Raw genomic sequence first — 10,940 nt, 5'->3', positions numbered from 1 at the left:
GCCTCAAGGTGATCGCTCAAACTGAACAGGGACTTGGGATCCATAGCTGGCCTCCGTGATCGCGCGCCCTCAATGAATCATTATAGCCGTCCAAACGCTACCGGTTTTTGCGGGTCTCCAGCTTGTCTCGGGGAGGGGGACCGCCGACGCAGTCGGTGGTGGAGGGGCCGATGGTTTTGGAGGGGGCGCGAGATCGCCCGGCCTCATCGCCGGGCGCGGTATCGTCAGAAGATTTCACGCGCCTGCGCGCAGACGCAAAGGATTTGTCGCCGCGCCGGCGCTCGGGATGTGCCGGGGGCGTGGAGGATCGGTCCGTCATAAGGCGTGGAACTCCATGGGGTGTTGGAGTGGATGCCCCTCATGGCTGACCTATGTATCGCGGGCCGGGGTGTGTAGGAAAATGGTTTTTGAAAACTCCAACTCTAGATCTCGGTTATTAAAACCTTAGTGGAAGAATTTTGTTCTATCGCTGTTAGGCACGCGCCGGGCAAAATCTATAATCCCCGGGTTCATAGGGGCGCCCAGCGGCGTCCGTACAATTTCCAATGGTAAATGTCGCAACTCATCTTCTGCTAGATGAAATGCCTCCAAATGCGACGAATCTTGAGTCGCAGGCGGTTGAATTGCGAGCAAAATATTATGTGGTCTTATTTTGTTTTTAGATAACAGATATTCGAGCCTGTTTTTCCACGAAGATCCGTAATCAAATATGCTGAGGGGCGATTTTTGAGAGAAAGCTAACGGCTTAATTGCGTGAATTGAATCGTCTCGATGTCCCAGGGGGAAAGTTACTGGCACAACGTCATCTTCAATTCTAAGGCTCTTAAGGTGCCATATACCGTGTCGATGAAGATCAGTCCTCAGCGTTTTTGTTAGAATAGATTCTGCGGTTTCATTTCCTGCAAAATTTCGACCTATGTATCGATCATACAAATAGTCTAATAGAATTTCAATATGACTAGAGTTCTTAATGACTCTAACGTCGCTAAATGTTATGCTAGATTCTCTGTTGCGAGAAATTTCCGAAAAAATATCATGCCTCACGCTAATATTCATTAGAGGGAGTTCGCGATTTATCCGTTCCAACTCGCTTCTTAGATAAGTTACTGCTGCCCTGTAGGCAGTGTAGCCTGCAGAGTCGAAAAAATGCTTTATCCGAGAGAAGCGCTTCGGAGCTAGCCTATAGCTAGTAACTCCGCTTACCAGGTTTGTGGCTAGAATGCCTATATTCGCGAATTCACCAGTCTCGGCGAATGGTCGAAAGCGGATGATGGCATAACGGTAAATCTCGGTCATCCGAGTTCATTCCAAAAATCGTTAGACGATGCCCGTTCGAGGCACGCATAAAATTGATCTAATGCAGCTGGCGCGTTTTCCAGCCAAGTTTCAGGCATATCGGATAGCATGGCTGGTAGGGAGCGATATGCAGCCACCATCCGGTCCTCACGTTTCCGCCCATCGGGGTTAATGTTCTATCGCCATTATTGATCCAGTGATCAAAAACAAACAGCTTCGCTAATTCTTTAATGTCGACATGCCTTTTCATGGAAAGGCTAAACACATCCGTGGGCTCGATCCATAATGAAGCGAAGCATTCTCCGGCGCCAAGGGAGCTTGAAACATATGAGTCTCCGCTGGCTTCCAGCAATTTCTCATCCATAACACCTATGCAGAAATCGGGTATGGGGAGCCCGATTGCGCGTCCCAAAGTGGCGCAAGCGATCTCCGCCATTAAGCCGCGGGCAGTGGCTCCCCTCCCTTTTACTGCATACAGATTGTCGTCAGCGAGGCGGCATTGGTAAGGTTGGGTGACGCCGCTATCTGTGGGGCGGACAATCTCGACGATCTCTTGAAAGTGCAATTGGTCCGTCCCGCTGATAAGAACGCTGCCTTCGTAGTGTTTGGTGCGGGCAAGGTCAAAGGTGTAGCAGTTTAAGGCTCCCTTGACCCCATCCCCCCGATCCCCTAAAGGCGCGCATCCCTCGCGGGCATGCTCGCGGTGGATATACAGAGCTGAACATTGCCGTTCCGGCGCGTTTCTCGCAGTTTTTTCGTGGCTTTCGGGCCTCGGCCAAGCGGGGAGACACGGATCGCTTCCTTCATCCGAATCGGGTGAGGGCGCATCCCTCGGGCGGGCGGCAAAGTAATCCGGCAGCGCTCATCGGCGGCCGGGTGGAGTGTTTTTCGGCTCACGGGTGCGGCCTTCCTCGTTTGAACGAGGGAGCAGGGCAAACCGATGGCGGTCCCAGTCCTCCAAGTTTTCTTGGCGCTGGGATGACGGCCTCGCGGTTTCCTTCCTGCATCGCGTGATCGTCTACTCTTCTCCCGTCATCGCAGTTGTGGCCCTCCCGGCCCGGTGACCACCGGGGTGCGACGGGTCGATACCGATGGTTTCGGTGTCGATCCATCGCACTCCCATTTGAAAGAAGAGTATAGATGCCCACTATCAACCAGCTGGTCCGCAAGGGCCGCGAACCGCAGAAGGCCAAGTCCAAGGTTCCTGCGATGGAGCAGAACCCGCAGAAGCGCGGCGTCTGCACCCGCGTCTACACGACCACCCCGAAGAAGCCGAACTCGGCACTTCGCAAGGTCGCCAAGGTGCGTCTGACCAACAGCCGCGAAGTCATCTCGTACATCCCGGGTGAAGGCCACAACCTGCAGGAGCACTCGGTCGTGCTCATCCGCGGCGGCCGCGTCCGCGATCTTCCCGGCGTTCGCTACCACATCCTGCGCGGCGTGCTCGACACCCAGGGCGTCAAGGATCGCAAGCAGAGCCGCTCGAAGTACGGCGCCAAGCGTCCGAAGTAAGCTGGTCGCAGCCTGAAAGGGTTGCACGGTATCGAATTTACCGGCCGGTGATGCTCACGCTCCCGCCCGAAAGAACAAGGAATATCAACGATGTCACGTCGTCGTCGTCCCGAGAAGCGGGAAATCCTGCCTGATCCCAAGTTCGGGGATCTCATCCTGTCCAAGTTCATGAACAACCTCATGTACGACGGCAAGAAGTCGGTCGCCGAAGCGATCGTCTACGGTGCCATGGAAACCATGGAAACCCGCGCCAAGTCGGACCCGATCCAGCTGTTCCACGACGCCCTCAACAACGTCGCGCCGCAGATCGAAGTGCGTTCGCGCCGCGTCGGCGGTGCGACCTACCAGGTCCCCGTCGAGGTTCGTCCCGAGCGTGCGCAGGCTCTCGCCATCCGCTGGCTGATCACCGCCGCGCGCAACCGTCCCGAGACCACCATGTCGGCACGCCTCTCGGGCGAGCTGCTGGACGCCTCGAACAACCGCGGCAACGCGGTCAAGAAGCGCGAAGACACGCACCGCATGGCGGACGCGAACCGCGCCTTCTCGCACTACCGCTGGTAATGTGCTGAGTGTGCGCCCGGATGAGTTGGTCATTCGGGCGTCACACTTTTATTTCAGGGGGCGAGGGTCTATCTGAAGGCCGCTCTCGCTCCCGAAACCCTCGCTAAGGATTCTCCCATGGCACGCAGCCATTCGCTGAATATGTACCGTAACATCGGTATCATGGCGCACATCGACGCTGGCAAGACCACGACGACCGAGCGCATCCTCTACTACACCGGCAAGTCCTACAAGATCGGCGAAGTCCACGACGGCGCTGCGACCATGGACTGGATGGAGCAGGAGCAGGAACGCGGCATCACGATCACCTCGGCTGCCACCACCTGCTTCTGGACCGCAGAGGGCCAGGAATACCGCATCAACATCATCGACACCCCGGGCCACGTCGACTTCACCATCGAAGTCGAACGTAGCTTGCGCGTGCTCGACGGTGCGGTGGCATGCTTCGACGGCGTTGCCGGCGTGGAGCCGCAGTCGGAAACCGTATGGCGCCAGGCCGACAAATACGGCGTCCCCCGCATGTGCTTCATCAATAAGCTCGACCGCACCGGCGCGAACTTCAAGTACTGCGTGCAGTCGATCATCGACCGCCTCGGCGCGACGCCGGCTGTGCTCTACATTCCGATCGGCCTCGAAGCCGACCTCAAGGGTCTCGTTGACTTGGTGCACAACCGCGCGATCGTCTGGAAGGACGAGTCGCTTGGTGCCGAATTCTTCTACGAAGAGATTCCGGCAGAGCTGGCTGACGAAGCCGCCGAGTACCGCATGAAGCTCATCGAACTCGCCGTCGAGCAGGACGACGAGGCGATGGAAGCGTACCTCGAAGGCAACGAGCCCGACGTCGCGACGCTCAAGAAGCTGATCCGCAAGGGTACGCTGGGCCATGCGTTCGTGCCGGTCGTCTGCGGTTCGGCGTTCAAGAACAAGGGCGTTCAGCCCCTGCTCGACGCCGTCGTCGATTACCTGCCTTCGCCGCTCGACATCGAAGACGTCCAGGGCGTCAAGGTCGACAGCGACGAGCCTGACAGCCGCCCGCCGGCCGACGACGCGCCGTTCTCGGCTCTCGCGTTCAAGGTCATGAACGACCCGTTCGTGGGCTCGCTCACCTTCGCTCGCATCTATTCGGGTACGCTCTCGAAGGGCACGTACCTGAACTCGGTGAAGCAGAAGAAGGAAAAGGTCGGCCGCATCCTCGAGATGCACGCCAACGAGCGTAAGGACATCGACGAGGCCTTCGCGGGCGACATCGTTGCTCTTGCCGGCATGAAGGAAACCACCACGGGCGACACGCTCTGCGCCGAACGCGCGCCGATCGTTCTCGAACGCATGGAATTCCCCGAGCCGGTCATCGAACTGTCGGTGGAACCCAAGACCAAGGCCGACCAGGAGAAGATGGGCATCGCGCTCAACCGTCTCTCGGCCGAGGATCCCTCGTTCCGCGTCTCGACCGACCACGAGTCGGGCCAGACCATCATCAAGGGCATGGGTGAACTTCACCTCGACATCATCGTCGACCGCATGCGCCGCGAGTTCAAGGTCGAAGCCAACGTCGGTGCGCCGCAGGTGGCTTACCGCGAATACCTCGGCAAGGCTGTGGACGTGGACTATACCCACAAGAAGCAGTCGGGTGGTACGGGTCAGTTCGGCCGCGTGAAGGTCAAGGTCACGCCGGGTGAGCGCGGTGCGGGCATCACCTTCAAGGACGAGATCAAGGGCGGTAACATTCCGAAGGAATATATCCCCGCGATCGAAAAGGGCATGCGCGAAACCGCTGCCTCGGGCTCGCTGGTCGGCTTCCCGATCATCGACTTCGAAATCGTCCTCTACGACGGTTCGTACCACGACGTCGACTCGAGCGCCCTGGCGTTCGAAATCGCCGGCCGCGGTGCCATGCGTGAAGTCGCCCAGAAGGCCGGCATTAAGCTGCTCGAGCCGATCATGAAAGTCGAGGTCGTGACCCCGGAAGAGTTCATGGGCGACGTCATCGGCGACCTCAACTCGCGTCGTGGCCAGATCCAGGGCACCGACAGCCGTGGTAACGCACAGGTCGTGGAGGCGAACACGCCGCTCGCGAACATGTTCGGCTACGTGAACTCGCTGCGCTCCTTCACCCAGGGCCGCGCGAACTACTCGATGATCTTCTCCCACTATGACGAAGTCCCGGCGAACGTCGCGGCCGAAGTCAAGGAGAAGCTTGCCTGAGGGCAGGAATGGTTCTAGGGGCGGCGCCTGCGTCCGCGGGCTCCGCTCCGATACCCCGCAGATTCGACATCAAGACGAAAGAAGGTTTGAAAGATGGCCAAGGCTAAATTTGAGCGGAACAAGCCGCACTGCAACATCGGCACCATCGGTCACGTCGACCACGGTAAGACCACACTGACCGCCGCGATCACCAAGGTGATGGCTGAAGCGTTTGGCGGCACCGCCGTTGACTTCGCGAACATTGACAAGGCTCCCGAAGAGCGCGAGCGCGGCATCACCATCTCGACCGCCCACGTCGAGTACGAGACCGACGCCCGCCACTACGCGCACGTCGACTGCCCGGGTCACGCTGACTACGTCAAGAACATGATCACCGGTGCTGCCCAGATGGACGGCGCGATCCTCGTCGTGAACGCTGCTGACGGCCCGATGCCGCAGACCCGCGAGCACATCCTGCTCGCCCGCCAGGTCGGCGTGCCGCAGCTGGTCGTGTACATGAACAAGGTCGACCAGGTCGACGACGAAGAACTGCTTGAGCTGGTCGAACTCGAAGTTCGCGAACTGCTCTCGTCGTACGACTTCGACGGCGACAACATCCCCGTCGTCAAGGGTTCGGCTCTGGCCGCTCTCGAAGGCCGCGACGACAACATCGGCAAGGAATCGATCCTTGAACTGATGAAGGCCGTCGACGACTTCATCCCGCAGCCGCCCCGCCCGACCGACAAGCCCTTCCTGATGCCCGTCGAAGACGTGTTCTCGATCTCGGGCCGTGGTACGGTTGTGACCGGCCGCGTCGAGACCGGCATCGTCAAGGTTGGTGAGGAAGTCGAAGTCGTCGGCATCCGCAACACCCAGAAGACCACCGTCACCGGCGTCGAAATGTTCCGCAAGCTGCTCGACCAGGGTGAAGCCGGCGACAACATCGGTGCACTGGTTCGCGGTCTGAAGCGTGAAGACGTCGAGCGCGGCCAGGTTCTGGCCAAGCCGGGCACCGTGACCCCGCACACCGAGTTCTCGGCAGAAGTCTACGTTCTGTCGAAGGACGAAGGCGGCCGTCACACCCCGTTCTTCGCGAACTACCGTCCGCAGTTCTACTTCCGCACCACCGACGTGACCGGCGAAGTGATCCTCCCCGAGGGCACCGAGATGGTCATGCCGGGCGACAACGTCTCGCTGTCGGTCAAGCTGATCGCTCCGATCGCCATGGACGAAGGTCTGCGCTTCGCAATCCGCGAAGGCGGCCGCACCGTCGGCTCGGGCGTCGTTGCCTCGATCACGAAGTAATTCGTCGATCGGCCAACAACGGCTGAAAGTGATTGGCCCGGCGTCTCGAAAGAGACGCCGGGCTTTTCGCGTTTATGGGATGCTTCGTCTCGTCATTGCGAGCGTAGCGAAGCATTCCAGGGCGGTGCAGCACTGCCCTGGAATGCTTCGCTACGCTCGCAATGACGAAAGGGGAGGGCGCTCCGACGGTGCGGCTCAGGGCTGCCGCAGTTCGCCCTGTGCGATCTTCCACGCATCCGACCCCTTGGGCGCTTCGGGAATGGACTTCAGGTCGATGTAATAGACGGGCTCCGGCACTTTGCCGAACGGTATGGTGATGCACGGGCCAAGGCAGCCCGGGAGGTTCCACAGGTCCGGCGGATGCAGCGCCCCTGTGCGCGTGCTCTCGTCGACGGATTTCGATGCGGGAACCCGCTCGCTGGAGCCGTCGCCGCCGTGGGAGCAGACGACGATCGTGCCGTCGTTGCCGCCATTGCTGGCGCGGGCTGCGTCGCGGCAGGCATCGTCTATCGGGCCGCCCCTTGGATCGGGTATGCCGACGTGGGCCGTGAGAACGTCGGTGTCGTCGAGATCGATGGGAATTTCGCTTCCGGTGGGGCCGTAGGCAGAGCCTGCGGCGGCAGCGGGCGCGGAACCAAGGCAAGCGAGCGTAAGCGCGGCAAGCACGCTGGAAATTGTCGTGGTAGTGGAGGGCATTGGCAGCGGCTTCTGTTAGGCGTCGCGATGCCAACCTAAGGTGTGGATCGTGCGCAGGGAAGGGGCGATGCGACGAACTGCGCCGCGCACCGCCGAAAACCTGCCGATCCGCGTAAAATCAGGGCTTGCCCGACTCGCCCTTGGCGTGTAGGGGCGCGGTTCGAATTTGACGGGACTTCAAGTCCTATGGCTCTTTCTCATCGGTAGTAGGTAATGGAAGCTCAGAACATCCGTATCCGCCTGAAGGCGTTTGACCATCGCGTGCTCGACCAGGCTACTGGCGAAATCGCTGACACGGCCCGCCGCACCGGCGCTCTGATTCGTGGCCCCATTCCGCTGCCGACCAAGATCGAGAAGTTCACGGTCAACCGTGGTCCGCACATCGACAAGAAGTCGCGTGAGCAGTTCGAAGTCCGCACCTACAAGCGCCTGCTTGATATCGTGCAGCCGAACGCCGCTACCGTCGATGCTCTGATGAAGCTGGACCTCGCGGCCGGCGTGAACGTCGAGATCAAGCTGGCCTGAGCCGGTTTAACGGGGTGATCTGAAAAGGTCGCCCCGATGGTCCTTTCCGATCGGACCCTAACTAGATCGAGGACTATCTTGTCGGCTTCGCTAGCCGGCTTTGCGGGGAGAAACCCGCAGAGACAGCGCCCTGAGGGAAAAGCCCAAAGGGACACAAGGGATACCTCCGGCGACGCCTTCGGGTTTCGTTCGGGAATGCGTCCCCCGTCTCGCTTCCACCGGTCCCTCGGGACTTGCAGGGAGCACCTGACCCGGACGGGGTTCGTATCACACACAGGGTTGGACATGCGTGCGGGGGATGGTCCTGCGTACGCCTCTGTAAGGAGTAAGGTCATGCGTACCGGCGTGATCGCAAAGAAAGTCGGGATGACCCGCCTGTTCCAGGAGGACGGTCGCCACGTGCCCGTCACCGTCCTGGCGCTGGAGGATTGCCAGGTCGTCTCAGTCCGTACCGAAGAACGTGACGGCTACGTCGCCGTTCAGCTCGGTGCCGGCGAAGCGAAGCAGAAGAACGTTGCCAAGCCGCAGCGCGAACACTTCGCCAAGGCTCAGGTTCCCCTCAAGATGCGCGTCGCGGAATTCCGCGTCGCCGACGACGCCCTCCTCGAGGTTGGCGCGACGATTGCGGCTTCGCACTTCGTCCCGGGCCAGCTCGTTGACGTGGGCGGCCACACCCAGGGTAAGGGCTTCCAGGGCGCTATGAAGCGCTGGGGCTTCGGCGGTATGCGCGCCACCCACGGTGTGTCGATCTCGCACCGTGCGCACGGTTCGACGGGTAACCGTCAGGATCCGGGCAAGGTGTTCAAGAACAAGAAGATGGCCGGCCACATGGGTGACCGTCAGCGCACCCAGCAGAACCTCGAAATCGTCCGCGTGGACGATGAGCGCGGCCTGATCTTCGTCAAGGGCTCGGTCCCGGGCGCGAAGAACTCGTGGCTGACCGTTGCGGACGCCGTCAAGGTCGACCGTCACGGCGAGGCTCCGTACCCCGCCGGCATCAAGTCGGTTGGCAACACCAACGACACGGCCGCTGCCGACACGCCTGCTGAAACCGCGGCGCCCGAAGCGACCGAAGGCCAGGAGGGCTAATCATGAAGGTTCAGGTCCTCAACATCGACGGTTCGACCGCCAACGGCGACATCGAGCTTTCGGACGACGTGTTCGGCCTCGAGCCGCGCGCGGACATCCTGCACCGCGTCGTCACCTGGCAGCTCGAGAACCGTCGCGGCATCGCCCGCGCGACCCGCGAGCGTTCGGAAGTCGCGCGCACCGGCAAGAAGTTCGGCAACCAGAAGGGTGGTGGTACCGCTCGTCACGGCGACCGCGCTGCTCCGGTGTTCATCGGCGGTGGTAAGGCTCACGGTGCCCGTCGCCGCGAGTTCAACATCTCGCTCAACAAGAAGATCCGTGCGCTCGGTCTGAAGATGGCCCTCTCGGCCAAGGCTCAGAACGGCCTCGTGATCGTCGACTCGCTCGACGTCGCCGACGCCAAGACCAAGGCTCTGGCCGGTCAGCTCGCCAAGGCGAACTTCGGCAAGAAGGTTCTCGTCATGGACGGCGATCAGGTCAACGAGGGCTTCGCCCTGGCGGCCCGCAACATCGTCGGCGTGAACGTTCTCCCGGCTGTCGGCGCGAACGTCTACGACATCCTGAAGCATGATACGCTGGTGCTGACGCGCGCCGCTGTCGAGAAGCTGGAGGCGCGTTTCAATGGCTAAGTCCGTCGACATTCGTCACTATGACGTGATCGTCGCCCCGCACATCACCGAGAAGTCGACCCTGCTTTCCGAGCAGAACGCAGTCGTCTTCAAGGTGGCCGACAAGGCGACCAAGCCCGAGATCAAGGCTGCCGTCGAGGCAATCTTCGATGTCAAGGTGACCGGCGTGAACACGCTCGTCGTCAAGGGCAAGACCAAGCGCTGGCGCGGTAAGGCTTACCGTCGCAGCGACGTGAAGAAGGCGATCGTCACGCTGGCCGAAGGCCAGTCGATTGACATCACCGAAGGCGCGCGGGGTTAATTTCCGATGGCACTTAAGCATTACAACCCGACCAGCCCCGCACGCCGCGGCCTGGTCCTCGTCGACAAGTCGTCGCTCTGGAAGGGCAAGCCCCTCAAGGCGCTGACCGAAGGCAAGAGCAAGACCGGCGGCCGCAACAACAAGGGTCACGTGACCTCGCGCGGCATCGCTGGCGGTCACAAGCAGAAGTACCGCTTCATCGACTTCAAGCGTCGCAAGTGGGACATGGAAGCCACCGTGGAGCGGATCGAATACGATCCCAACCGCACCGCGTTCATCGCGCTGGTGAAGTACACGGACGGCGAACTGACCTACATCATCGCGCCGCAGCGTCTGGCAGTCGGTGACGTCATCGTCGCTGGCGAGAAGACCGACGTGAAGCCGGGCAACGCCATGCTTCTGTCGCAGATGCCGGTCGGCACGATCTGCCACAACGTCGAGATGAAGCCCGAGAAGGGCGGCCAGATCGCACGTTCGGCAGGGACCTATGTCCAGGTCGTCGGTCGTGACCGCGGCATGGTCATCGTCCGCCTGAACTCGGGCGAGCAGCGCTACCTGCGCGGCGATTGCATGGGCACGGTTGGCGCGGTCTCGAACCCCGACAACTCGAACCAGACCCTCGCCAAGGCCGGTCGCGGTCGCTGGCTGGGCCGTCGTCCGCTTACCCGCGGCGTCGCCAAGAACCCGGTCGACCACCCGCACGGTGGTGGTGAAGGCCGTACCTCGGGTGGTCGTCACCCGGTTACGCCCTGGGGCAAGCCGACCAAGGGTGCCCGCACCCGCAACAACAAGCAGACGGACAAGCTCATCATCCGTTCGCGTCACGCCAAGAAGAAGAGGTAAGT

General features: G+C 60.8%; 12 protein-coding genes. 9 read left to right on the top strand and 3 right to left on the bottom strand.

Annotated elements, in window-relative coordinates:
- Positions 1-444: 444 nt before the first annotated feature.
- Positions 445-1,296, bottom strand: coding sequence for a DUF3037 domain-containing protein (locus V2S85_RS18910; protein ID WP_330704375.1), 852 nt, complete (start codon positions 1,294-1,296; stop codon positions 445-447).
- A gap of 58 nt (positions 1,297-1,354) precedes the next feature.
- On the bottom strand, positions 1,355-1,861 hold the full coding sequence (locus V2S85_RS18905) for a HipA family kinase (RefSeq protein ID WP_330704374.1): 507 nt from the start codon (positions 1,859-1,861) through the stop codon (positions 1,355-1,357).
- A 575-nt stretch (positions 1,862-2,436) separates the two neighbouring features.
- Here V2S85_RS18905 and rpsL point away from each other — a divergent pair.
- From rpsL to tuf, 4 genes are all read left to right on the top strand, one after another.
- Complete coding sequence (gene rpsL, locus V2S85_RS18900; protein WP_007011879.1) at positions 2,437-2,808, top strand: 30S ribosomal protein S12; 372 nt, start codon at positions 2,437-2,439, stop codon at positions 2,806-2,808.
- A gap of 90 nt (positions 2,809-2,898) precedes the next feature.
- Entirely contained in the window at positions 2,899-3,369 is a 471-nt protein-coding gene (gene rpsG / locus V2S85_RS18895; protein WP_008828242.1) for a 30S ribosomal protein S7, read from the top strand.
- Positions 3,370-3,486: 117 nt separating this feature from the next.
- Positions 3,487-5,571 carry an elongation factor G gene (gene fusA / locus V2S85_RS18890; protein ID WP_330704373.1) on the top strand — a complete coding sequence of 695 codons (2,085 nt, stop codon included), beginning with the start codon at positions 3,487-3,489 and terminating at the stop codon, positions 5,569-5,571.
- 93 nt (positions 5,572-5,664) lie between these two features.
- Positions 5,665-6,855 carry an elongation factor Tu gene (gene tuf / locus V2S85_RS18885; RefSeq protein WP_008828240.1) on the top strand — a complete coding sequence of 397 codons (1,191 nt, stop codon included), beginning with the start codon at positions 5,665-5,667 and terminating at the stop codon, positions 6,853-6,855.
- Positions 6,856-7,050: 195 nt separating this feature from the next.
- Here the strand turns inward: tuf and V2S85_RS18880 are convergent, their stop codons facing one another.
- Positions 7,051-7,551: a hypothetical protein gene (locus V2S85_RS18880; RefSeq protein WP_330704372.1), complete on the bottom strand. Its 501-nt coding sequence runs from the start codon at positions 7,549-7,551 to the stop codon at positions 7,051-7,053.
- A 213-nt stretch (positions 7,552-7,764) separates the two neighbouring features.
- Here V2S85_RS18880 and rpsJ point away from each other — a divergent pair, with 213 nt between their 5' ends.
- From rpsJ to rplB, 5 genes are all read left to right on the top strand, one after another.
- A complete protein-coding gene (gene rpsJ, locus V2S85_RS18875) occupies positions 7,765-8,076 on the top strand; it encodes a 30S ribosomal protein S10 (RefSeq protein ID WP_007011873.1) in 312 nt (103 codons plus the stop codon).
- A 333-nt stretch (positions 8,077-8,409) separates the two neighbouring features.
- Positions 8,410-9,165: a 50S ribosomal protein L3 gene (rplC, locus tag V2S85_RS18870; protein WP_330704371.1), complete on the top strand. Its 756-nt coding sequence runs from the start codon at positions 8,410-8,412 to the stop codon at positions 9,163-9,165.
- A gap of 2 nt (positions 9,166-9,167) precedes the next feature.
- The gene (gene rplD, locus V2S85_RS18865) at positions 9,168-9,794 is read left to right on the top strand and encodes a 50S ribosomal protein L4 (RefSeq protein WP_008828237.1); all 627 of its coding nucleotides are present in this window, start codon (positions 9,168-9,170) and stop codon (positions 9,792-9,794) included.
- On the top strand, positions 9,787-10,095 hold the full coding sequence (locus tag V2S85_RS18860) for a 50S ribosomal protein L23 (protein ID WP_008828236.1): 309 nt from the start codon (positions 9,787-9,789) through the stop codon (positions 10,093-10,095). The genes rplD and V2S85_RS18860 overlap by 8 nt, the downstream gene beginning before the upstream one ends.
- 6 nt (positions 10,096-10,101) lie before the next feature.
- Complete coding sequence (gene rplB, locus V2S85_RS18855) at positions 10,102-10,938, top strand: 50S ribosomal protein L2 (RefSeq protein WP_008828235.1); 837 nt, start codon at positions 10,102-10,104, stop codon at positions 10,936-10,938.
- The last annotated feature ends 2 nt before the right edge of the window (positions 10,939-10,940 follow it).

It is taken from the genome of Novosphingobium resinovorum (assembly GCF_036352595.1).
Lineage (GTDB): Bacteria > Pseudomonadota > Alphaproteobacteria > Sphingomonadales > Sphingomonadaceae > Novosphingobium > Novosphingobium resinovorum_B.
This window is presented reverse-complemented; position numbering and strand designations above follow the sequence as displayed.